This window comes from Vibrio sp. 2017_1457_13 (genome assembly GCF_030851525.1).
Taxonomy (GTDB): Bacteria; Pseudomonadota; Gammaproteobacteria; order Enterobacterales; family Vibrionaceae; genus Vibrio; species Vibrio metschnikovii.
Genome location: NZ_VHTA01000002.1, coordinates 92,646 through 116,586 on the forward strand (window position 1 = coordinate 92,646; position 23,941 = coordinate 116,586).

The following is a 23,941-nucleotide window of genomic DNA, read 5'->3' on the forward strand; positions in this document are numbered from 1 at the left end:
ATGTTACTTGGAGTCATTGCTGATGATTTTACTGGCGCAACCGATATTGCAGGTTTTCTGGTTGAAAATGGCATGCGCACTGTACAGCTCAACGGCATACCAAAGAAAAACATTCATGTAGACGCCGATGCTGTGGTCATCAGCCTTAAATCCCGCTCATGTCCCGCTGAACAAGCCGTCAACCAATCACTAGAAGCGCTTCGTTGGTTGCAAGTTCAGGGCTGCCAGCAGTTTTATTTTAAATACTGTTCGACTTTCGATAGTACTGCACAAGGCAATATCGGTCCGGTGACCGATGCCCTACTAGCAGAACTAAATGAAACCTTCACTATCGTTTGCCCAGCACTGCCAGTTAATGGCCGTACCGTATTCAATGGTTATCTATTTGTGCTTGGTGAACTCCTGAACGAATCGGGCATGCGCCACCATCCTGTAACACCAATGACAGATTCGAGCTTAGTTCGTCTGATGAATAACCAATCTCAAGGTGAATGTGGTCTGGTTAATTATCAAGTCATTGAGCAAGGTGTAGACGCCGTTGTTGCACGTTTTGCTCAATTACAAGAGGAAGGAAAACACTACGCGGTTGTTGATGCCATTAATAGCACTCATCTGATTACTCTCGGTCAGGCAGTGAAATCACTCAAATTGATTACTGGTGGATCAGGCTTAGCTGCAGGTATCGCTCAAAATTGGGCCAACAAACTGGCCGATCAAAGCGAAGCTCAATCGGCAGGCTTACCGACAAAAGCACCCGGTGTCGTGCTTTCTGGATCTTGCTCAGTCATGACGAATCAACAAGTCGCCCGTTATCAATCGGTAGCACCGCATTTTGCCGTCGACGTCGAAGCGTGTCTACGCGATAAAAACTATGTACAACAAGCGTTTATTTGGGTCACCGCGCAACTTGATAGTCACTACGCACCCATGGTGTATGCCACCGCAGATCCAGACAAACTCAAGGCCATTCAGACGCAATACGGTGCGGCCACTTCAAGTGAAGCGGTAGAGCAATTTTTCAGTCAACTTGCCCATCAATTGCAAGAGTTTGGGATTAAAAACTTTATTGTTGCCGGCGGTGAAACATCCGGAATTGTAACCCAAAGCCTTGGTGTCACTGGTTTTCACATCGGACCACAAATCGCTCCAGGTGTGCCTTGGGTCCAATCTATCGACGGTTCACTATCGTTGGCACTTAAGTCAGGTAACTTCGGCGATGAACGCTTCTTCGAAAAAGCACAGGATTTTTATCTATGACAGAACAACAACTTAGAGAACAGATGGTTAGCCTTGCACGCTCCATGTTTGAACGTGGTTATGCCACGGGTGGTGCAGGAAATCTATCATTGAAATTACCGAACGGCCATTTTCTCGCTACACCAACAGGCTCTTCATTTGGCCGTTTAATCGCCGAAGAATTATCTGTGGTGGATATTGAGGGTCATCAGCTCTCCGGCAAACGTGCTTCAAAAGAGATAGCCTTCCATCTAGCTATCTACCGAAACAATCCGAAATGTAACGCAATTGTGCATTTGCATTCTACTTATCTGACAGCGCTCTCCTGCCTCGATAATCTCGATGCTGATAATGCTATTCGCCCTTTCACACCCTACTACGTGATGCGTATCGGCCAATTACCTGTCATTCCCTATTTGCGCCCGGGTGAACCACGTATTGCCGAAGAACTGGCTAAACGTGCCGCTGATTACCGTGCATTCTTACTGGCTAACCACGGCCCAGTCATCACTGGCGCCGATCTAGAAGATGCCGTGGATAACGCTGAAGAATTAGAAGAAACCGCCAAGTTAATGTTTTTACTCAATAACCATCCAGTTCGTTACCTCACAGAGGTCGAGGTGGAAGACCTAAAAGGGAGAGGAAAGTAATGGCTAAATTTGCTGCGAACCTTACCATGCTGTTCAACGAAGTGCCTTTTATAGAACGCTTTGAGCATGCACATCGTGCTGGCTTTAAGGCGATCGAATTTTTGTTTCCTTATGCTTTCGAACCACAAGTGTTGGCGAAAAAATTAGAGCAATACGGGTTTGAACAAGCGCTGTTTAATATGCCTCCCGGCGACTGGGATGCCGGTGAAAAAGGCTTCGCGGCTCTACCGGGGCGTGAGCAAGAATTTAGGCAAAGTGTCGCCACCACACTGATGTATGCCAAAGCACTCAACTGCAAAAAAGTACACGCTATGTCAGGCATCATCGATCCAGCGTACAGCCTGCAACAACACATCGATACCTTTATCGCCAACATTCGTTACGCTGCGGATACCTTTGCCGAACATGGCATTGATGTACTGATTGAACCTCTAAACCATCGCGATGTTCCTCATTACTTCATTTCTCATCAACGGCGTGCCGTTGAATTGATTCAGATGGTTAATCGTCCGAATGTGAAATTACAACTCGATCTGTACCACGCACAGATCATGGATGGTGATCTGGATGTTCTGATCCGCGATTTAGCGCCATTTACTGGCCATATTCAAATTGCGTCAGTGCCACACCGTAATGAACCTAGTGACGGTGAAATCAACTACCCCTATCTCTTCGATGTACTGGATAACTCCGGTTATGACGGCTGGATCGGGTGCGAATACAAACCTAAAACCACTACCGAACAAGGCTTAGGCTGGGTCAAGCCTTACTTATAACGCTCATAACAATAATAACAAGCAATACAACAAGGACATGTGTATGAACATCGTAATCACTGGTGGTGCCGGATTTCTCGGATCTCTACTAGCTCAAACCCTACTCCAACAAGATTCAGGTTCGATTCAGTCTTTAATGATTGTCGATCGAGTCAAACCCAACGGTGCTATCACTGAAGATCCACGAGTCAGTGCCGTCGTCGCCGACATCACCGATCCACAACAGGTGGCTACCTTGATTGGTCCGAAAACCACTCATGTATTTCACCTTGCTGCGATTGTATCGAGTCATGCAGAACAAGATTTCGATCTTGGAATCAAGGTCAACTTGACGGCAACACAGTTAATGCTTGAACAGTGTCGTCAAGTCAATTCAGAGATACGCTTTGTATTTTCTAGTTCGCTCGCGGTGTTTGGTGGAGCATTACCAGAGGTAGTGACGCCAATGACGGCGACTCAGCCCAGTTCTTCATACGGTACACAAAAAGCCATAGGCGAACTGTTGGTGAACGATTATGGTCGCAAAAATCTGGTTGATGCGATCAGCGTTCGTCTGCCAACGATTTGTATCCGTCCCGGAGTCCCCAATCAGGCCGCGTCATCGTTCGTGAGTGGCATGATTCGCGAACCGCTAAAAGGTCAAACATCCAACTGTCCAGTGGATCTTGACCTCGGACTGTGGATATCCAGCCCAGAAACTGTCATTCAGAATATTATCCACGCAAGCCGACTGGAGCGTAGTGCTATCCAGGGTTATCGAACTTTTAACTTACCCGGTGTTAGAGTTACGCCACGCACTATGCTTGCTGCCATGGCAGAGCAAGTGGCTCCTTCTCGCACCGATCTCGTCACCATTAAAAAAGATAAAGCGATTGAATCGATCGTAGCAAGCTGGCCTCAAGCTATTGATAACACAAAGGAACTCAACCTAGGTTTCAGCGTTGATGCCAATTTCAATGCCGTTCTTTCTCGCTACCTTACGACTTGCTCAGTCGTAGAAATGGAGGATGCATAATGTTATCTACTTCCGTTATCGGTTTGATCATCGCGGTATTTGTTTTGATATTTCTGGTTCTGCGCACTCGGGTTCATGTCTTGATCGCAATGCTTGTAGCCGCTTGTATTGCGGGCTTGATTGGTGGATTAAGTGTTAATGAAACTATGTCGGCCATCAGCCAAGGATTTGGCGGTACCTTAAGTGGCATTGGCATTGTCATTGGTCTGGGTGTCATGATGGGAGCCATTTTGGAAACCTCTGGTGCTGGTGAGTCCATCGCCTATCATTTCATTAAATGGCTAGGTAAACGAAAGGAAGAGCTGGCGTTAGCGATCACCGGATACATTGTCAGTATTCCCGTCTTTGTCGATAGTGCCTTAATCATCCTTTATCCAATTGCTAAGTCTTTGGCCAAAACTTCTCAACGTTCGATTCTCACTCTTACGGTCGCACTAGCAGGTGGTCTTGTCGTGGCTCACCACTGTATTCCACCAACACCTGGACCATTGGGAGTAGCAAGTATTTTTGGTGTAGATATCGCTTCGATGCTCGGTTTTGGCTTGCTCATCGCTTTACCATCAGTGGCCGGAATTGTCATGTATGCGCGTTGGCTAGAGAAGCATTTCCCTGAGTACGCGACACCAGTGACGTTGGCTAAAGCACCAGAAGAGCAGAAGAAAGTTCACGCGGACTATATGGCGTCAAAGTCAGAAAAAGCATTACCCTCTTTGACAAAATCAATCATGCCTATCGTGGTACCGATTTTACTGATCCTAGCAAATTCGCTGACACAGCTGGCAGAGAAACAACTCGGATTAACGGGATTTAGCACCAGCTTTTTGGGTCAGGCTATTCAATTCCTTGGTCACCCGATCATTGCGCTATCGATCAGTACATTACTGGCGGTATACACTTTGACGCCATACCTAGACAAAGCAGAGACAACCGCGAAGCTGGAACAAGGCATTTCAACATCAGGGATCATCCTTCTCGTTACTGGTGCTGGCGGTGCTCTGGGTAACGTACTACGCGAGTCAGGCGCTGGGGCTGAAATTGCTAACCAAGTCGCCTCATTGCCCATCTCACCAATCATGATCCCATTTATTATCGCAACATTAGTGCGAGTTATTCAGGGCAGTGGGACGGTTTCAATGATTACCGCGGCATCCATTTCTGCACCAGTTTTAGCCGAGATTCAAGATGTGAACATGCTTTTTGCCGCTTCCGCTGCAACAATGGGCAGTCTATTCGCGGGGTATTTTAATGACAGCCTATTCCATATTGTCAACCGTCTAATGGGAGTGACAGAAGTTCGCAAACAATTGGTGATTTGGACCATTCCAACCACTCTTGCTTGGGCGATTGGCGGTACGTTGATCATGACACTGAACCTTATTTTTGGAACCGCTGGCTCTATTTATGATCCTCTATTACCTCTTGTTATTCTCGGCTGGTGTCTCTATTTTATGAGTTCACAGAGTCGTTCAATGAGTCAGAGCCTTACCAAAATAAATCATTAATATCCATTTCCCTTTTTATAAAAGCGGAATGATTTAAATAAACCGATGAAGATAGCTACCCTCATCGGTTTATTCTCACAACAATCCCAGAAGATCAAAACTTTCTATGCCGAACGTCGAGTACGAACAAAAGGAACCCCTTTATCATCGACCAGTACATCTGCATCCACCTGATACAGTTGATATATCAATTCGGAAGTCAAGAGATCTTGCGGTTTCCCTTGAGCTAACAACTGCCCTTGTTTCATCACTAAAAGATTATCTGCATATTGCGCGGCAAGATTAAGATCATGCAACACCATAATCGTAGTGTATTGATGCTGACGAGTTTGCTCAACCAAATGCTCAAGCAACACATGTTGATGGTGTAAATCGAGCGCACTGACAGGTTCATCCAGCATTAAGATGGAAGGATTACGCATCAATGCTTGAGCAAACAAGATCATCTGGCACTGCCCTCCACTTAAGGTTCTGACATCTCGATGCGCCAAATGACGTAAACCTAAACGAGAGAGGATCGACAAGCCATCATTCAACATCCTATCATCAATGCGCATACTCAAGGCATCCAAACGCCCAAGCAATATCACTTCAATCACCGACAAGTTGACATCAAGATGAATATCTTGTGGCATGTAACCAAACTGTTGACGCCATTGCGCAAGATGGTGCTTATTGAGTATCTGTTGATGAAAACGGATCTCACCTTCTTGCCATCGTATATCACCAAACAAGGTTTTGAGTAAGGTACTTTTTCCTGTGCCGTTGGGACCAAGAATTGCCGTTACTTGACCCGGTTGTAATGAAAAACTGACCCCATCCGCCAAGACTAAATCACCAAATCGAACATGAAGATTGTTAACCTGTAACATATTAACGCGCCTTGCCAATAATGAGCCAAAAGAAAAAGGGCACTCCAACAATGGCAGTAACAATACCAATTGGGAAAAGTGCTCCTGGAACAATTACTTTCGATAATACAGAGGCGGTAGAGAGTAAAAATGCGCCAATTAAAAAGGATAAGGGAAGAAAGAAACGTTGATCCTCACCGACCAAAATCTTAGCGATATTGGGAGCGACAATACCAATAAACCCAATAATACCGACGAAACTGGTCACCGTTGCCGTCATCAGTGCAACGAGAAATAATGTTTTTAACCTGAGCCGAACAATATTCACCCCGAGGCTTTTTGCCCGCTCTTCCCCTAAACGCAGTGCAGTTAACTTCCAAGCATCTTTTAGTAACAGTACAACACTCAAACTGACCACGACAGCGGTGATCATCAAGTTATTCCACGTTGCTTTCGATAAGCTGCCAAACAACCAAAACAAAATTTACTGGCTTAGCTCCGGTGAAGAGATGAACTGCACTAATGAAAGTAAAGATTGAAATAAAAACAGCAAAGCTATGCCTGCTAAAATCAATTGCCCAGACCCAATATGACGTACAGAAGCAAGAGCAAAGAGAAAGCAAGCAGAAAGCATACAACACACAAAAGCACCCAAGGGAACCGCAAAATGGCTCTCTATGCCTAGCGAACCAACATAAAGCACTAAAGCGGCACCAAATCCAGCCGCGGCAGCCATTCCCAACGTATAAGGACTCGCCATTGAATTATTCAACAACGTTTGCATTTCTGCACCGCCGACCCCAAGCGATCCACCTACGAAGATAGCCATTAATGCAATAGGCAATCGTAAATTTTTGACAATCACTTGTGTCGAAGCATCAACCTGAAAAGGAAGCCCGATCCATTCCAATAATGCATGCAGTACCGAGGTCACATCGATCATCGAGGGACCGGTCATAATATCTAGAATAAAGGAAGCAATCAGCAATAAGCCGAAGCCAAATAACATCCAACTACGGCGACGTTCACTTTCTCGCTGTGTCATAACAGCATCTTGTAATGTATCAGAGATCATTTTTTATTAATCCAGTTTTTCGTAGCCAAAAACAACTCGTTGAGAAGAAATTCAATGGCAATCTGACAACACCCTCGAGCACTTTTAGTTTTGCAGTGATCAAACCTGATGCTGAGATAATGGTAAAAGAGGTGAGCAAAGTCTTTCTTTTCATTCTTATTTTCTCGAACACGCCTGTATATGCGTGACTCGTACCAGCATTGAATCAGCGCGCATTATGCGGCCTTGGCCGCGAATACTACCATTCAATAAATAATAATTACCACATATTGAGCATCTAAATAATAACTATTTGCATAATTATTTAGTTTATTCTTATAATCATGTCAATGGTTCGGCGCATTCCAGCGCCAAATATGAAATATGCATTTAATGGCAAATGAAGAGTTTATCGTATGTACAAAAAATTCCTGATCATGGCTGCAATGGCTTTTAGCACCACAGCTCTCTCAGCAGTGACTACCGTTACTGATGTATTAGAAAGGCAAGTTACCTTTAACGCTCCCGCTCAACGCGTTATTGTTGGGTTTTACCCTGAAGACTATATGGCTATTGGTACAGAAGCGGCCTATGACAACGTCGTTGGTATGTCAAAATACATCTGGCAAGCTCGGCCAGCCAACTGGGAGATGTATGTTAACCATCGTCCCTCACTGGATGATATCCCTGAAATTGGCCGAGTAGATACCAATTCATTTTCGATAGAAAAAGTGATCAGCCTAAACCCTGACCTTATCCTATTAGCCGATTGGCAATATAAAGCCTTGAGCACAGAAGTCTCTCGCCTTGAAGCAATGGGGATTCCTATTGTGGTTGTCGATTATAATGCTCAAACGGTAGAACGGCATGTAAAAAGCACCCAACTGATTGGCACCATCACGGGGCAAGAAAAACGGGCTGAAGCCATTGCGAATGAATATCAGGAAAGTGTCGAGAAGATAACTCAACGACTGGCTGCGGCAAATAAACCTCAACCAAAAATCTATACCGAATATGGTGCAAGCGGTGTAAATGAAGTGGGCTACACCTTTGGTAAAAATATGTGGGGAGCTATCTCAACCATGGCGGGTGGCGATAATATTTCAGCCCCTTATGTCGAATGGTGGGGAAAACTTAACCCTGAACAAATTATTGCCAGCAACCCCGATGTGATTGTTATTACAGGGTATGAATCCGGCACCGCCAGCAATGCAATGCTCATAGGGCAAGACGTCGCCGAAGAAACGGCAAAACAACGGCTAGCGGGCTTTAAACAGCGGCTGGGTTGGTCTTCCATTAATGCAGTAAAAAATAACCGGATGTATGCCGCCTATCATGGCGCATGTCGAACCATTATGGATGGCGCAATGATTCAGTTTTATGCCAAGGCGCTCTACCCTGATGTCTTTACTGATCTCAACCCCGAGCAAGCCTATCTGGATTTCTATCAAAAATATTTGCCAGTTACCCCTAAAGGCACCTTTGTTGCTCAGCTCCCTTAATCCTTTGCCATTGAGCTCAACGCTCTCGTTGGGCTCGATGCTTATCGATTCATCATTCTCATTTTCCTGTAAACTTTTTCATTATTCACAACCTATTAATTGCTTCACTTTTCATCTTCGCTAACGAACTAAACACAAACCTCATCATATGTAGATTCCCGCGCTATGATAAAAATGCTAAAATACTCAACATAAGAGCTGCTGTAATTATGGTTAGTTTGGTATGGCGATCCAATCAAACTCATCGATTGTTTTGATGCCCACCTGATACCTCACCAGCTAAAACCAAAAAACGAAAGGCTACAAACTCAAATGGTTAACAATAAAATTCAATGGTTTCCGGGCCACATGCACAAGGCTCGTAAAGAGATTGAAGAAGCAATTCCGCAAATTGATGTAATTATCGAGGTGCTCGATGCGCGTATTCCTTACAGTAGTGAAAACCCACTGATTTCTCAGCTCCGCGGCGATAAACCTTGTATTAAAGTACTCAATAAGCGTGATTTAGCCGATCCTGAAATGACCGAGTTGTGGATTGCTCATTTAGAGCAAGAGCAAGGGGTGAAAGCAATGGCCATCACCACCGCTAATCCTCAAGAAGTCCATCGGATTTTAGAATTGTGCCGTAAGATGGTCCCTCATCGTGAAGAGGTGGGCAAAAATGTTCGCACTATGATCATGGGTATCCCCAACGTTGGTAAATCGACCATCATTAATACCTTAGCTGGTCGAGCGATAGCCCAAACCGGTAACCAGCCGGCGGTGACACGTCGTCAACAACGGATCAATTTACAAAATGGTGTCGTGCTGTCTGATACGCCTGGTATTTTGTGGCCTAAAGTTGAAAACCCTCACAGTGGATTTCGTCTTGCTGCGACTGGCGCGATTAAAGATACCGCGATGGAATATGAGGATGTGGCTTTTTATACTGTCGAGTATCTTGCCAAACATTATGCCGATAATCTTATTGCACGCTATCACGTTGATGGCACACCTGAATCGGATGTGGAATGGATGGAAGCCATTGGCCAAAAGCGTGGTGCTCTTCGCGCTGGTGGGCGAGTAGATTTGCATAAAGCATCGGAAATTCTCTTGCATGAACTTCGCCAAGGGGTACTGGGTAAAATTACGTTAGAACGCCCAGACATGATCCCTAATGAGTTAATCGAAGTCGAACAAGAAGAAATCCGTAAAACGGAAGAAAAAGCGAAAATTAAAGAAGAACGCCGTAAACGTTATCTACGTAATAAGCGCTAACAACTACACTTCAGAACTTCTTGCATTAAAAAGTCACAACGTCACTTAAAGTTGTGACTTTTTTGTTCTTGCCTCTTATACATCAACACTTCGACTCTCAACATCCTGTGTACACAATACATAAACGTACATTCCAAGACACACCACTGAGTGACAAATCCACTCATGATTAGTAGGCTATCGAATATCTGAGATGAACACCTCTCTTTGATAAACAACCGCCCAATAATTATCTGCGGAACCTAATCACCAATTCATCATCATACATTCATGCTCTTATATCATTCACGGAACCTAACATGAACAAACGCTGGATTGCAGTCGCCATTGTATTAATGGCTGGCGGTTACTGGGGTAGCGCTCATTTATCAAAACCCAAAGCATCACTACCGACCTTAACGGCACAATTAGGCCAAATTGAAAAACAAGCCATCGCTGTGGGACAAATCGTTCCGGCTCACTCAGTATCAATTAAATCGCAAATTGAAGGTATTGTTGGTGAGATATTCCACCATGTTGGTGCGCATGTGAATGCGGGAACACCATTAATTAAAATCACCCCTAACCCAACTCCGCAGGCACTGACCGAAGCAACCACGATGTTAATGCAAAGTGAAGCCAGTTTAGAGTCAGCAAAACAAAACGTTACCAATTTAGAACGTCTGGTTAAACAGAATATTATTCCTAAAAACTACGGCGACTACATTCAAGCTCAAGCCGATTTGAAATCAAAATTGGCCGATGTGGTACAAAAACTCCAAAACTTAGAATTAATCCGTAGCGGCGAGGCCTCAATTGGTGATGCTAAATTAACCTCAACCCTTACCGCTCCGATCGATGGCACTATTTTAAATTTAAAAGTAGAGGTGGGTGAGCCGATCATCTCTACGGCCTCTAGCCAAGCCGCGACCGAACTGATGTCGATTGCAGATATGAAGAATATGATTTTTAAAGGCAGCGTCAGTGAACACGATGCGGCACAACTCGCGGTTGGCATGCCTGTCACTGTGATACTCGCCCCCTTTCCAACCCTAAATATCGAGGGCGTGTTAAGCAAAGTCGCTGTGCAATCTGAAAAACTCAATAACACCAGTTCGAGCAATAACACGGGGTTTGATAATGGCTTTGAAGTCGAAATTAGCCAGCTCAACTTTCCAGAGGATATCACCCTTCGCTCCGGCTTTTCAGCCACCGCTCATATCATCTTAGAAAAAGTAGAGAATGTGGTGACGGTACCGGAGCGCGCATTACGCTTTCAAGGTAACCAAGCCGAAGTGTTAATTGCTGATGATTCAGAACATGGATTCACTGCACAGCCGGTAACATTAGGGTTATCCGATGGCATCAATGTGCAAATTATCTCTGGGCTTGAAAACCAACAAACGATTGTTGATAACAGTATGCTGGGTCATTCTTATGCCAACTAATGCCTTGATCAATTTTACCCGTTATGGATTATTAGCGCTTGCGATCAGTCAGCCCGCTTTTGCTATTACGTTAGAACAAGCTTGGCAAGCGGCAAAAACCGCTGATCCAACCTACATGCAGGCGCAAATCCAATCACAAATTAGTCAAACTGACGTTGCCACTGCCACTAGCGTATTACGCCCATCGCTGAATATCACGGCGCAAACCAGTTGGAACCAAGATGGTGACAACCAAAGGGGTTATGGCGCCACATTGAGTCAAACCCTTTGGGATAGCTCTGCTTGGTCTGCGCTTGATCAGTCTCAAGCTCACTATGTTGCTGCGCAACTGCGGGCAAAAGCGGAATACAATAACCTGGCCGCACGTTTACTAACCGCTTATCTTGAATTGGCCAGCGCCCAAGGTGATCTCACTCTTGCTCAAGAGAAATGGCGAGAAGGCGCACAGTTACTACATGTAACCGAGCAACGCTATCTGGCCGGTAAAATTCGCGCCACAGAGTTAGAAGATATGCGCGCTAACCATGTTGATGAGCAAGCAGCTTTACTCGCCGCACAATCGGATCTTGCTAGCAAACAATATGCGTTAACAGCACTCATTAATCAGCCAGTTGATAAAATCCATGAAATCAATACGCAGGTATCAGAGCAGCCCACTTTACCTTTTGCGACTGAACAACAATGGATTAAGCTTGCCAAAGACAACAGTCCGACCTTGTTAGCCAGCATACAAGAGTTAACTGCGGCTCAATTTGCACATGACGCCGCTAAAGCCAAATATTACCCGACGCTATCAGGTAGCGTGTCCTATCAAAGTACTGATCAAGGTCGTGATGGTGATTTGAATGCAGGGCTGACGCTCAGCGTGCCTATCGATTTAAATGGAGCGACACGTTCTAGTGTGGATCGCGCTCAACTCACTATCTTAAACAACAAGCAAGCAGTGAGAAAAGTCGAGATTGACATTCAACAAGAAATTCAAACTCGCTTTCATCAACTGCAATTGGAATGGCAACGGATTGAAATTGCCCAGCAACAAGTGCTGGCGCGACAAACCGCGCTGGAAAGTAAACAAGCGGTCTATAACGCTGGCATGACAGAAGCCTCTGAGGTGATCACCGCTCATAATGCGCTGTTTAATAGCAAACATACCTTACAAACCCGTCTGTACGACTACTGGTATCATCGTATTGCTTTACTAAAAACAGTGGGCAAATTGGATGATGAGAATATCGCGTTAATCGCACGAGTGCTGCAGTAATGAACACTCTATTTCTGCAAGTTACCCAAACCTTATTGGCTCACCGCTTACGCAGCACATTAGCCATTATTGCCATTGTCTGGGGAATGCTGTCGGTACTGGTTTTGGTCGCTTTAGGTGAAGGTTTTTATCGAGTGAATACTCAATCCTTTGCGTTACTGATGAGTGATACTCAGATGGCTTTTCCCGGTCAAACCGCTAAGCCATGGCAAGGGCTTCCAGCCAAACGACCGATCCGGATCTCTAAGGAGCAAATGCATGCCTTAGCCAAACAACCAGCGATAGAACAACTTTCGGTGATGTACGGAAAATGGGATGCTACGGTTACCAACGCTCAAGGACGCTCACTACCAGGTTATGTCGCTGGAGTTGATCAGCATTATTTTGCTTTACAAAGCCTAACCTTACGTCCAGCTTCACGTGCGATAACCCCTAATGATGTATTCAATCATGCGAGAGTAGCGATCATCGGTTGGCAATTAGCCCAAGTCGGTCAATTGGCGCTAGGCGATAGCGTTAAGGTGAATGGCATACCCTTTTTTATTATTGGTATCACTGAGCAAAAAGAAGGTGGAGTGTCGTTAAATAATGAGAGCAATCAACTAATGATTCCCAGCACCACCTTTACTGATTTATGGCAAAGTAACCCCTATTCTTTGTTAGTAAAACCCAAAGCGGATATTCCCGGCGTAGCTTTACGTCATGCCATACAAACGTTTTTTGCCAAGCAACAGCATTATGACCCAACCGACAGCGAAGCGGTTTATTTGCCAGACTTCAGCAGTGGTGCTCAGTTTATTAATGCCCTGTTTCGCGGTATTCAGCTGTTTTTAGGTGCCAGCGGGATGATGACCCTCGCTGTCGGCGCTTTGGGGGTTGCCAATATTATGTTTTTGTCGGTAACCGAGCGAACGCGAGAGATTGGCGTGCGACTGGCCGTTGGCGCGACACCAAAAATTATCCTCTGGCAATTTATACTCGAAGGCACGTTATTGGTTACCCTCGGCTGCGCGATAGGTGTTGGGCTCTCGTATTTGGCCATTGCCACGCTGAATCAGCTTGGTTTACCTGACTGGTTGGGTACGCCGATCATCACCAGTGCTTCGATCGTTGGATCGCTCCTTATCACCGCCTGTCTAGCGTTATGTGCCGCTTATTTTCCAGCTCGCCGTGCTGCACATTTAACGCCAGTTTTAGCTTTAAGTGCGAGAGGATAGCATGCTGCCAATCAGACAAATTATTCAGGAAATGCTGGCAGAAAAACAGCGTCTTTTATTAACCGTTCTTGCTGTTGCTTGGGGTACGCTGTGCATCAGTATGATGTTAGCGAGCGGTGAAGGCTTAAGACAAGGCTTAAGCCGTGCTTCGCAAAGCGGCAATGGTCAACTGATTTATATCACACCAGGCTACGCCAGTATCAACAGTGGTCGTTTCTTTACTGGGCAAGCTTTATCCTTACAAGCGCAAGATGTCGATGTGGTTCGTGCATTACCGAGCGTGCAACAGGCTGAGATTAGCGCCGTGTGGGATAAAACCGTCCGTTATCAGGAAAATAGCAGTTGGCAAACCCCGTATGCGGTTAGTCCTGATTATGCTCAACTGACAGGAATAGAAATGATACCCGGGGGACGCTGGTTTAATCAATTAGATAATCAGCAACAACGTAAAGTCATCGTGCTGGGTTATACCACTGCAAGCCAGCTATTCAATCAAGAGAGCGACGAGGATTTTTTGCAGTCGCCCGTGTTAACCATTAATCCAGTCGGCAAAATCGTTAAAGTCGGTGATGAAGATTTTACCGTGATTGGTGTAATAAAATCCAACGCTTCACTGATAGAGCAAGGCCTACCAATTGATTATGCATTGTTTGTCCCTTTGAGCACTTGGCAACGTTTTCATCCCAACCAACCGATTGCCGCAATTAACGTCAAGCCCATTGCGCAAGCGGATCGTGAACAGTTAGCTCAAGTGATCAAACAAGTGTTAGCCAGAAAATATTCTGCCGATCCGAGTGATGAGCAGTTAATTCAAAGCCAAGATATGCTACTCAGACAAAAAAGTATGCAACGCTTTTTACTCGGTCTGCAAAGTTTTTTAGGTGTGATTGGTCTTGTTACTCTGAGTGTCGCGGGCATTGGCATCGCCAATGTGATGTATGCGACCGTCAAACGCGCTACACGAGATATTGGCGTGAGAATGGCGGTTGGCGCCACCAGCGCCAACATTCGTCTTCATTACTTAGTTCAATCCATACTAACCATGGGGATGGGCGGTATCGTCGGACTGAGTTTCACCTACGGCCTTATACGCTTAGTCCAACACCTGCCACTACAAGGTAACTTTCTTTATGAACAGTTGGGAAAACCCCAGCCAGAGCTGTCGTGGCCCATTCTATTTTTGGTGATGACGGCATTAGTCATCATCGGCGTCGTTGCGGCTTGGTTTCCCGCTAATCGCGCAGCAAACATCACTCCATTAGAGGCATTACAAAGTGAATGATCAATCTCCTCTCGTGCAACTCGCCAATATCTGTAAACATTACCGAAGTGGTGAAGAACAAGTCAAAGCGCTGGATAATGTCTCACTGAATATCGATAAAGGCGAATACCTTGCTATTCTTGGTCCATCAGGTTCAGGAAAATCAACCCTGATGAATGTTCTCGGCTGTTTAGATACACCAACCAGCGGTGACTATATACTGGAAGATAAACGGGTATCATCGTTAACCAATCACCAGTTAGCCAAGATAAGAAATCAAAAAATTGGTTTTGTTTTTCAAAGTTTTAATTTACTTGATTATGCGAATGCGATTGATAATGTCGCCCTGCCACTGGTGTATAGCGGCACAACGCTAAAAGAGAGGCGTCAGCGTGCCGAGCATTTATTAGACAGCGTTGGCCTCGGCGATCGTCGTTATCATAAGCCGAATCAACTCTCTGGTGGTCAAAAGCAGCGAGTGGCCATTGCCCGTGCGTTGGTCAATGATCCGCAAATCATTTTGGCCGATGAACCCACGGGGGCACTGGATTCCAAATCGGGTGCTGAGATCGAAACGCTATTCAATCAGCTTCATCAAGCAGGTCGAACATTAATTATTGTCACTCATGATGTGGCACTGGCGCAGCGCACTCGGCGGATCATTACTATTAAGGATGGTAAAGTGTTATCGGATAAGCCTGTTCATCAAAGCGAATGACGCTGAAACTCACTACTCTAGAGAGAAGATAAGAAGGCTGAGAAACGGCCTTCTTATCTTTCTGAATCAATCATCATTTGATGTTGGCTAAGGTCAATAAAATTGACTCCAACTGATCCCATGGCATCAATTGTGAATCAATGACTTCTAAACGAGATTCAAAGCCTTGTAGGGTTAACTCGTTAACCGATAACACCCCGTTATTGGCATTAAAGGCATAACAGCCTTTGGTCGTGTTCAAAACCCCTTTGACCCGTTCAGCGGTTAAGGCGCTAAGCATCGAAAACAGCTCATCAAAATCAAACTGATATTCTGCACCAAATAACCAGCCACAACTGTAGTAGCCTTGACCACGATTTTCTTTACGTAGAAATGCTTGTCCCGGGGCTAAAGCAAACTGTGGCTCTAATTGGGCATGATGATGGTGATGAGCTTCGATATGGCTTGATGCACTTTCCGCACTACGCTCCATATCAAGCATCGAGAGCGATAAATTGCCCTGACTGACTAACTGATAAGCCGCTTTCGCTGGTTGCTGTCTGGCGAACCAAGTCTGGAACATCTCAACATCTGTTGGCGTTGCTTGGTCAACTTTATTGGCAACAATCACATCAGCACTGGCTAATTGATCATTAAAGTTTTGATTCATCAAATATTTATCATTACTTAAATGACGAGGGTCAACCAGTGCAATGGTCGCTTTGAGGTCAACATAAGGCTGATATTGGGCAGAGGTTAAAGTGGCGATAACTTGCTTGGGGTGCCCTAAGCCTGTCGGTTCGATCAATAAACGATCGGGCTTCTGCCTTAACAGGGTGTTAATCCCCACAGACATCGGTACACCCGCCGTACAGCACATACACCCACCCGGGACTTCTTTAATTAATGCCCCTTGTTCGGACATTATCGCGCCATCAATACCTATCTCACCAAACTCATTAACCAGCACCGCCCACTTTTCATCCGCCGGTTTATGCTTCAATAAGTTTAAAATCGTGGTCGTTTTACCCACGCCAAGAAAGCCAGTAATAATATTGGTCGGTACTTTTTTTGTCATCGTGGTACTCCTTTTCGCGGAGTATATACAAAAAACAAAGAGGTGTAGACTGAAACGAGCTGAGGAGAAGCGCCTAAACAGCAAAAGGCGCACTGTATGAGCGCGCCTTAATCCTCGGAACTCAATCGTGAGTTGTGCGAATCAGGAAGGCTATAGTTGCAACCTGATCATAATCGAGGCTATTTGAATTGTAGGTTTAATCCATCCAAATTGTAGGTAAGGCTTGCGTTTCCTCCTGTTGAAATACTCTGTTTGCCTTACGCCTTAACTATCGCTCATTTTCAGAAAAACACCATTTTTTTATCGTCTTTTTTTCGGTTGAAATATGACTTTGCGATCCTGTTCAAAAATCATCATTAATGGCGATACAATAGCTATTTTTCCAATTCAATATTTCATTTTTAAAACTACAGTTAAAGGATTGGCTAAGTATAATTTACATTTTGTTACCTCTATAAGGCTGTTGTGTACATGCTTGTCCGCGAGAAATTCTCTCATCGATTGTTCAATAAAATACCTAAAGACAGCTTTAGCCAATTTCTTGCCAACGATAAGCTTTCATTATCGATCCTATTTCTATCTATGATCGTCGGGATACTCGCCGGACTGATCGCAACGTATTTCGAACTTGCCGTCCATTTCGTCTCTGAGTCACGCACCGAATGGTTAGTGGGTTCGATTACTTCACTGGTTCCTCTTTGGCTAGCCGCTTTTTTGATCAGCGCTGGACTAGCCTTAATCGGCTACTACCTCGTTCATCGATTCGCTCCTGAAGCCGCAGGCTCTGGTATACCAGAAATTGAAGGAGCAATGGATAACATTCGTCCAGTTCGCTGGTGGCGCGTTTTACCGGTTAAATTTATCGGCGGTATGGGCGCACTTGGCTCAGGTATGGTTTTGGGAAGAGAAGGTCCAACCGTACAAATGGGCGGTGCCGTGGGTCGAATGGTATCTGATGTTTTTCGAGTAAAAAACGATGATACTCGACACTCTTTGCTTGCTGCTGGGGCTGCTGGTGGTCTTGCCGCCGCGTTTAATGCGCCTCTTGCGGGCATTATGTTCGTATTGGAAGAGATGCGTCCACAATTTCGCTACAGCTTTATTTCTGTACGAAGTGTGATCATTGCAGCCGTGTCAGCCAATATTGTGTACCGAGTCATTAATGGCCAACAAGCGGTGATTACTTTGCCACAATATTCGGCCCCAGAATTGAGATCCCTACTGTTTTTCCTATTACTTGGCATATTATTCGGTGCTTTCGGCGTGCTCTTCAATAAACTGATCACCTTGAGTCAAGACCTCTTTGTTCGCATTCACCATAACCTCCGTCATCGTTACCTTCTTACTGGCTCACTACTTGGAGGATGCTTTGGTTTAACTCTGCTCTACATCCCTGAACTTACCGGTGGAGGTATTGGCTTAATCCCCTCAGTAGCGATGGGAGAGTATACGACCGGTATATTACTGTTATTGTTTTTAGGAAGGATTGTTACGACTCTACTCTGCTTCGGTTCTGGTGCTCCCGGTGGCATTTTTGCTCCCATGTTGGCATTAGGGACATTGTTTGGCTACGCCTTTGGTTTAATTGTTCAAAGCTGGTTTCCAGAGCTCAATATCGAACCAGGCATGTTTGCGATCGCCGGCATGGGAGCACTATTTGCTGCCACGGTTAGAGCACCGATCACTGGTATTTTATTGGTGATAGAAATGACTAATAATTACTATTTAATCTTACCATTAATCATTACCAGTCTCGGCGCAGTCATTTTTGCTCAGCTTTTAGGCGGCAAACCTATTTACAGCCAGCTGCTGCACAGAACCATCAAAAAAGAGAAACTGCGCCAACAAGAGTTACCCAATGGTCATTAGCTATAAATGTGATCATTTTGTGATAATCATCTAGTGATTGATTACCCATGTTAGACATAACTTGCTAGAATCGCCGCTGTTTTTATGGCTCGTTATGTGTCTCAATGGAGTGAACATTGCACTGGAAAAAATTACTGCATGTACAAAGCGTACCCGCTTCACAAGCAGCCTTGGCATTGGGCATTATTGGTTTAGGTCAAGCTTGGACACTCTACTCACCAACCTGGGGAGCTCTTTTCCATCCCTACTTTGCGCTGTTTGGTAGTTTATTATTACTGCCCGTTTTAGGTAAATATCTCACTAGTTATTCTTCATTTATTAATGATCTCCGTCATCCTCTACACGGCAGTTTAATGGCTCCAATGAGTATGGCACTATTAATTTTATGTGATTATTTAGCGGTTATTTCTCCAAGTATTGCTTATCCAATATGGGCTCTAGCCCTACTGTTGCACATGACCATGATGGTCCTGTTTTTTCGCTTTCAGCTCCTGAATTTTAAAATCTCCAATATTGTTCCCAGTTGGTTTCTCTACCCAGTCGGTCTGATTAGCAGTTCTCTTGCTGGGACACAATTTGGCCATACTGTTTTTTCTGAAACGCTGGTTAGTGTCTGTGTTGCTATCTATTTTGTGATGTTACCAGTGGTACTCTATCGCTTAGTCTTTGAAGGCATGCTGCCCAGACGGGCACGTCCAACCTTAGCGATCATGGCTGCGCCGATTAACCTTACTCTCGCCACCTATCTGGTCAATTTTGCTACCCCGGATCCGATCCTCACTGGTGCTTTAGCGGGTATTGCCATCACCATGACGCTATTAATTTATCTTTGTTATTTCAGACTATTGCGTTTAGCCTTTCAACCTTCAATTGCTGCGCTTACTTTTCCTTCGGTGATCAGCGCTATCGCGATGCATCGTTTAACCGATTATTTTTCAGAATTTTACCCACACTGGTACTGGCTACATCTGTTTGGTTTATTTGAACTTCTTGTCGCTACAGGACTCGTCGCTTGGGTTGTTTGGGGATACTGGAAAATGTATTGGCCATCCCCTCCCGTCATCGTAAAGTAAATCATCACCGACCGCGTCGATACTCAATATGGGCAAATAAACCATCATCGTTAACCATTGATAATTTATCATGATCGCTTGCCATAGACAGAACCATAAACCGCTCCTAAACTTAGAATAATTCAACAAAATAGGTGGCACGATAATGAGACAAACCAAACAATTAGCTCACCTAGTACTGTTGTTATTAACATTGATAGTAACAGTACCAACGTTTGCTCAATCCAACTTTCCTACCCAGCCACTGACTATGTTGATTGGTTTTAATCAAGGTGGCAGTACGGATATTCAAGGGCAAGTCCTCGCGAAAGTTCTTTCCGAAAAACTCGGCCAACCCGTTAATATTCTTTACCATCCTGGTGCTGGAGGAGCTTCAGCGGCAGCCATGCTGGCAAACAGTCGCGATCAAGGCTACACCTTTCAATTTGGACTTTCTCTGCCTTATACCTTCGCACCGTTAGCAACTCCGGCTTCTTACCAGTTAACCAGTTTTCGATACGTGGCTGGTATTACTCTTGATCAAATTGCTTTAGTCACTGGTCCTAATACTCCATTTGCTACGTGGAGCGAGTTTATTACTTATGCCAAAGCCAACCCCGGCTTAGTTTATGCGTCGCAAAACATTCAAGATCGATTCGTGATCAATCGAATCATGCGGCGTGAAGGCATTACATTACGTATTATGCCAACGACCGGAGGAGCGGGTATGGCTCCATTAATCCTTTCTGGGGATGCCGACCTTGCCTTTAGTGGCGGCACACATAGCGCTTATACTGACTCCGGACTAATGCGGGTCCTTGCCAGTTTGGCGGATGAAAGGCTTGCCCATTATCCACAAGTACCTAACTTAAGAGAACTCGGTTACGACGTAAGTATGCATGCGATCCGTGTGATTACCGTTCCAGCCAATACTCCTGACTATCAAGTCGATATTTTAGCCAAAGCGCTTCAATCAGTGACTCAAGACGCACGATTTAAAAAAGTCACAGAAGAGACAATAAAAATGCCCGTTATATTTATGAATGAATCCGCATTAATTGAATTATTCAACGCCCAAGTAAAAGAGTACAAACAATTAATTGCAGAGTCTCAATGAATAGTGCAATAGTGCAATAGTGCAATAGTTAGAATTATAAAATAATAAAATTTTCGGAGAGACACATTAATGCCTTCAAGCTCAGAAATAGGAAAAAAAAGCAAAACAAACAGGTGGGAACTCAAATTCACTACCCGAATTACTTTGCTATTTGGTTTTCTAAGCTTGTTTACCCTTCTTATTTCCATGTTTTATTCAATACGTACTGCAGAAATCAGTTTGCATTCAGAAATTGAAAATAGTTTAGCGCAGCGACAAAGAACCGTACAAAGTTTAATAGAAAATCGTCTAGATTTATTAGAGGTTTATTTACACACGACTGCATCTAATCAAGTGTTCACTTCATTAACTGGTGAGAACTTTGAGTTTAATAACATTGCTGAAGATATGATCTATATGTTTCAAGATTCAGCATTAGGAGCAAACCTTGATATTTTCTTTTTAACCGATTCCTCGGGCAAGGTTTTAATGGATGCAGGACTCCCTTTATACAATATTGAACCAATGTTAAATTCATTACGCTCTCCTCTACATTACACAAGTGAATGGGCATTAGTGCATAGTCCAAATTTAACCGCCTTACTGAAAGCGACTCCAATTTTTGACCCTGCAAGCATTCAATTACGAGGCTATATGTTTATTGGTTTGGCGATTGGTCAAAACCGAAGTTTTATTCAGACTCTCGCTGAACGGGCCGATTTAGATGCTCTTTCTATTCATTATCAGCAAGCAAGACTGATTCAATACAGTCCAAGTATCGCGCTTCCAGCACATTCTAGTGAAGAAAAAACTTCATCACAGATGCGTGCTTATGAAAATCTATATCTATTAAATGCAACCCTGAACATTAACAATAAAGCATATCCCTTAAACTTAAAAATGGGTATCGATAAGCAGAGATTTACTTCTGTCTCTGAACATTATTGGCAAACGTTCTTTTTATTATCTGGTGTTTTTTTACTGCTGCTGATTCTTGCCGCTTGGCTTTTACATCTAAGTCATAGCCGAGCGATAAGCCAATTGACCGACTATATTCAAGGTATTCAAAAAGGACTAAGAGTATCATTTTCTCCTACTGGAATATATGAATACAATCAAGTGGGAGATGCGATGCAGCATATGGTGGAAAATCTAAAAATTGCCGCCACGGTATTTGAGTCAGCCGAAGGTATGGTTGTGACCGATGAAAAAAAACACATTCTTAGAGTGAACCAAGCATTTACTGATATTACCGGTTACCAACCAAAAGATGTACTAGGCCATCATATAAAAGTCATTCGCTCGGGTCGTCATAATCAAAGCTTTTACGATGAACTTGAATTGCAATTAAAAACACAAGGTTCATGGCAAGGTGAAATCTTTAATAAACGTAAAAATGGAGAAGAGTATCTACAGTGGACAATGATCACTGCCGTCATCAGTGATCATGAAGATGAAATCATTAATTATGTGATCACGTTAATTGATATCACTCAACGTAAAGCCGCAGAAAGCAAAATAAAACAGCTCGCCTTCTATGACCAATTAACTGGATTACCTAACCGTCAGTTATTAATGGAGCGCTTAGAATCAGCTCGACTAAATAGCCAAAGAAATGGCCAGTACGGTGCAATTTTATATTTAGACTTGGATGATTTTAAAACCCTGAATGATACTCGAGGCCATGATACTGGCGATAAATTTTTAACCTTAGTCAGTCAACGATTACTTGATTGTGTACGTAGAACGGACACCGTTGCTCGAATCGGTGGCGATGAGTTTGTGATCATTCTTGAACAACTGGATTCGGATTTAGACATCGCCTCTAAACGTGCTGATTTATTGTGCAGAAAGATTCTTGATACATTATCCAAGCCTTATTACATTGATAATATTGAACATTTTAGCACATTAAGTATCGGCGTTACCCTTTTCCTCGGTGAGACCAAAGGGATTGATGAATTACTTAAGCATGCCGACTTAGCCATGTACCAGGCTAAAGGAGCGGGTCGCAATACACATCGATTCTTTAATCCAGAAATGCAAGCCAAAGTGTTAGAGCATGCAGCCATGGCCAATGATATTCGCCACGCCTTAACTCGTAATGAATTCACTTTATACTATCAACCACAAGTCACCCATGATGGTCAACTTACTGGCGCTGAAGCCCTTATTCGTTGGCAACATCCTAAACAGGGGACAATTTCACCAATAGAGTTTATTCCTATTGCTGAAGAAACCGGGTTAATTCTTCCTTTAGGCGAGTGGGTATTAGATCAAGCTTGCCAAGTCCTTGCTGTATGGCAAAACTCACCACTCACTGACTCGCTGGTTCTCGCCATTAATATCAGTGCCAAGCAATTCCATCAAACTGGTTTTGTTCAGCAAGTTCTAGAAGCGTTGCAACGTTATAGAGCGAATCCTGATCGTCTTAAGCTGGAACTCACAGAAAGTATGCTTCATGAAGATCTTGAAGATACCATCACAAAAATGTCGCAACTAAAAAAATATGGGGTGAGTTTTTCTCTCGATGATTTCGGAACGGGTTACTCATCACTCAACTACTTAAAACGATTACCTTTAGATCAACTCAAAATTGATAAATCTTTTGTGCGTGATTTACTCACCAATAGTCATGATGCGGATATTGCTCGTACGATTGTCTCATTGGCGAAAAGCATGAACTTAGCGGTGATTGCTGAAGGCGTCGAAACACAAGAACAAAGACTGGCTCTCGCTAGCTACGGTTGTTTGGATTTCCAAGGCTATTTATTTTCTCGTCCTGTCCCTCTCGAAGCCTTCCCATTTAATTATCCTGATGGTATTCCGACAACAGCCAAAAAAAATTAACGCAACTCTGTGGTTAATATTATCAGAAACCGGCTTTGATAGATTTGGATACTGGGTAGACAGACGTCAAAGATAAACTGGAGGCTTTCTTGCAAATGGTAAACGGTTATGAGAGGAAAAACATTTATTAAACATAAAGATAAAAAAACAGCGCATCTAAGCGCTTTATTTGATAACTTCTGACGGATTTTAGTAAGCTTGGAGCGTGCGGCGGGAATCGAACCCGCATCATCAGCTTGGAAGGCTGAGGTAATAGCCATTATACGACGCACGCTTTGTTTGGTCTGGCT

Annotated in this window: 18 protein-coding genes, 1 tRNA gene and 1 pseudogene; 16 read left to right on the forward strand and 4 right to left on the reverse strand. The window is 44.1% G+C overall.

Features of this window, described 5'->3' with window-relative positions:
* The 5 genes from otnK to FKN88_RS02995 are packed head-to-tail and all read left to right on the forward strand — an operon-like array spanning window position 1 to window position 5,179.
* Window positions 1-1,257, forward strand: a complete 1,257-nt coding sequence (otnK, locus tag FKN88_RS02975) for a 3-oxo-tetronate kinase (RefSeq protein WP_154171096.1) — start codon at window positions 1-3, stop codon at window positions 1,255-1,257.
* Window positions 1,254-1,886, forward strand: a complete 633-nt coding sequence (locus tag FKN88_RS02980) for an aldolase (protein ID WP_154171097.1) — start codon at window positions 1,254-1,256, stop codon at window positions 1,884-1,886. Before otnK ends, FKN88_RS02980 begins: the two co-directional genes overlap by 4 nt.
* On the forward strand, window positions 1,886-2,662 hold the full coding sequence (otnI, locus tag FKN88_RS02985) for a 2-oxo-tetronate isomerase (protein ID WP_158137310.1): 777 nt from the start codon (window positions 1,886-1,888) through the stop codon (window positions 2,660-2,662). Before FKN88_RS02980 ends, otnI begins: the two co-directional genes overlap by 1 nt.
* 43 nt (window positions 2,663-2,705) lie before the next feature.
* On the forward strand, window positions 2,706-3,677 hold the full coding sequence (gene denD / locus FKN88_RS02990; protein ID WP_306687206.1) for a D-erythronate dehydrogenase: 972 nt from the start codon (window positions 2,706-2,708) through the stop codon (window positions 3,675-3,677).
* Entirely contained in the window at window positions 3,677-5,179 is a 1,503-nt protein-coding gene (locus tag FKN88_RS02995) for a GntP family permease (protein ID WP_306687207.1), read from the forward strand. Before denD ends, FKN88_RS02995 begins: the two co-directional genes overlap by 1 nt.
* A gap of 104 nt (window positions 5,180-5,283) precedes the next feature.
* On the opposite strand, the gene FKN88_RS03000 is transcribed toward FKN88_RS02995, so the two are convergent.
* Both FKN88_RS03000 and FKN88_RS03005 read right to left on the reverse strand, forming a co-directional pair.
* Entirely contained in the window at window positions 5,284-6,051 is a 768-nt protein-coding gene (locus FKN88_RS03000; protein WP_004396438.1) for an ABC transporter ATP-binding protein, read from the reverse strand.
* Between the two features lies 1 nt (window position 6,052).
* Window positions 6,053-7,105 (reverse strand): annotated as a pseudogene (locus tag FKN88_RS03005) (FecCD family ABC transporter permease).
* Between the two features lie 395 nt (window positions 7,106-7,500).
* On the opposite strand from FKN88_RS03005, the gene FKN88_RS03010 reads away from it, so the two are divergent.
* From FKN88_RS03010 to FKN88_RS03040, 7 genes are all read left to right on the forward strand, one after another.
* The gene (locus FKN88_RS03010; protein ID WP_158145054.1) at window positions 7,501-8,586 is read left to right on the forward strand and encodes an ABC transporter substrate-binding protein; all 1,086 of its coding nucleotides are present in this window, start codon (window positions 7,501-7,503) and stop codon (window positions 8,584-8,586) included.
* Between the two features lie 312 nt (window positions 8,587-8,898).
* Complete coding sequence (gene ylqF / locus FKN88_RS03015; RefSeq protein WP_158137307.1) at window positions 8,899-9,843, forward strand: ribosome biogenesis GTPase YlqF; 945 nt, start codon at window positions 8,899-8,901, stop codon at window positions 9,841-9,843.
* A gap of 299 nt (window positions 9,844-10,142) precedes the next feature.
* A complete protein-coding gene (locus tag FKN88_RS03020) occupies window positions 10,143-11,270 on the forward strand; it encodes an efflux RND transporter periplasmic adaptor subunit (RefSeq protein WP_306687209.1) in 1,128 nt (375 codons plus the stop codon).
* Entirely contained in the window at window positions 11,260-12,531 is a 1,272-nt protein-coding gene (locus FKN88_RS03025; protein WP_170905269.1) for a TolC family protein, read from the forward strand. Before FKN88_RS03020 ends, FKN88_RS03025 begins: the two co-directional genes overlap by 11 nt.
* Window positions 12,531-13,748: an ABC transporter permease gene (locus FKN88_RS03030; RefSeq protein ID WP_170905268.1), complete on the forward strand. Its 1,218-nt coding sequence runs from the start codon at window positions 12,531-12,533 to the stop codon at window positions 13,746-13,748. The genes FKN88_RS03025 and FKN88_RS03030 overlap by 1 nt, the downstream gene beginning before the upstream one ends.
* 1 nt (window position 13,749) lies before the next feature.
* Complete coding sequence (locus tag FKN88_RS03035; protein WP_161439194.1) at window positions 13,750-15,030, forward strand: ABC transporter permease; 1,281 nt, start codon at window positions 13,750-13,752, stop codon at window positions 15,028-15,030.
* Complete coding sequence (locus FKN88_RS03040) at window positions 15,023-15,727, forward strand: ABC transporter ATP-binding protein (protein WP_004396460.1); 705 nt, start codon at window positions 15,023-15,025, stop codon at window positions 15,725-15,727. Before FKN88_RS03035 ends, FKN88_RS03040 begins: the two co-directional genes overlap by 8 nt.
* A gap of 73 nt (window positions 15,728-15,800) precedes the next feature.
* Here FKN88_RS03040 and FKN88_RS03045 read toward each other — a convergent pair whose 3' ends face one another.
* Window positions 15,801-16,784, reverse strand: coding sequence for a GTP-binding protein (locus FKN88_RS03045; RefSeq protein WP_158137302.1), 984 nt, complete (start codon window positions 16,782-16,784; stop codon window positions 15,801-15,803).
* Between the two features lie 471 nt (window positions 16,785-17,255).
* On the opposite strand from FKN88_RS03045, the gene clcA reads away from it, so the two are divergent.
* From clcA to FKN88_RS03065, 4 genes are all read left to right on the forward strand, one after another.
* Entirely contained in the window at window positions 17,256-18,653 is a 1,398-nt protein-coding gene (clcA, locus tag FKN88_RS03050; protein WP_004396480.1) for a H(+)/Cl(-) exchange transporter ClcA, read from the forward strand.
* A 116-nt stretch (window positions 18,654-18,769) separates the two neighbouring features.
* Complete coding sequence (locus FKN88_RS03055) at window positions 18,770-19,726, forward strand: TDT family transporter (protein ID WP_004396481.1); 957 nt, start codon at window positions 18,770-18,772, stop codon at window positions 19,724-19,726.
* 145 nt (window positions 19,727-19,871) lie between these two features.
* A complete protein-coding gene (locus FKN88_RS03060) occupies window positions 19,872-20,822 on the forward strand; it encodes a tripartite tricarboxylate transporter substrate binding protein (protein WP_158145045.1) in 951 nt (316 codons plus the stop codon).
* Window positions 20,823-21,041: 219 nt separating this feature from the next.
* Window positions 21,042-23,651: an EAL domain-containing protein gene (locus FKN88_RS03065; RefSeq protein ID WP_170905266.1), complete on the forward strand. Its 2,610-nt coding sequence runs from the start codon at window positions 21,042-21,044 to the stop codon at window positions 23,649-23,651.
* 199 nt (window positions 23,652-23,850) lie between these two features.
* Here the strand turns inward: FKN88_RS03065 and FKN88_RS03070 are convergent.
* Window positions 23,851-23,925 (reverse strand) — tRNA-Gly (locus FKN88_RS03070).
* Between the last annotated feature and the right edge of the window lie 16 nt (window positions 23,926-23,941).

Coding starts and splice junctions, on each gene's coding strand:
- FKN88_RS03030 (WP_170905268.1), top strand. CDS start 12,531: ATGAACACTCTATTTCTGCAAGTTACCCAAACCTTATTGGCTCACCGC.
- denD (WP_306687206.1), top strand. CDS start 2,706: ATGAACATCGTAATCACTGGTGGTGCCGGATTTCTCGGATCTCTACTA.
- otnK (WP_154171096.1), top strand. CDS start 1: ATGTTACTTGGAGTCATTGCTGATGATTTTACTGGCGCAACCGATATT.
- otnI (WP_158137310.1), top strand. CDS start 1,886: ATGGCTAAATTTGCTGCGAACCTTACCATGCTGTTCAACGAAGTGCCT.
- FKN88_RS03010 (WP_158145054.1), top strand. CDS start 7,501: ATGTACAAAAAATTCCTGATCATGGCTGCAATGGCTTTTAGCACCACA.
- FKN88_RS02995 (WP_306687207.1), top strand. CDS start 3,677: ATGTTATCTACTTCCGTTATCGGTTTGATCATCGCGGTATTTGTTTTG.
- FKN88_RS03025 (WP_170905269.1), top strand. CDS start 11,260: ATGCCAACTAATGCCTTGATCAATTTTACCCGTTATGGATTATTAGCG.
- ylqF (WP_158137307.1), top strand. CDS start 8,899: ATGGTTAACAATAAAATTCAATGGTTTCCGGGCCACATGCACAAGGCT.
- FKN88_RS03035 (WP_161439194.1), top strand. CDS start 13,750: ATGCTGCCAATCAGACAAATTATTCAGGAAATGCTGGCAGAAAAACAG.
- FKN88_RS02980 (WP_154171097.1), top strand. CDS start 1,254: ATGACAGAACAACAACTTAGAGAACAGATGGTTAGCCTTGCACGCTCC.
- FKN88_RS03060 (WP_158145045.1), top strand. CDS start 19,872: ATGAGACAAACCAAACAATTAGCTCACCTAGTACTGTTGTTATTAACA.
- FKN88_RS03000 (WP_004396438.1), bottom strand. CDS start 6,051: ATGTTACAGGTTAACAATCTTCATGTTCGATTTGGTGATTTAGTCTTG.
- FKN88_RS03020 (WP_306687209.1), top strand. CDS start 10,143: ATGAACAAACGCTGGATTGCAGTCGCCATTGTATTAATGGCTGGCGGT.
- clcA (WP_004396480.1), top strand. CDS start 17,256: ATGCTTGTCCGCGAGAAATTCTCTCATCGATTGTTCAATAAAATACCT.
- FKN88_RS03045 (WP_158137302.1), bottom strand. CDS start 16,784: ATGACAAAAAAAGTACCGACCAATATTATTACTGGCTTTCTTGGCGTG.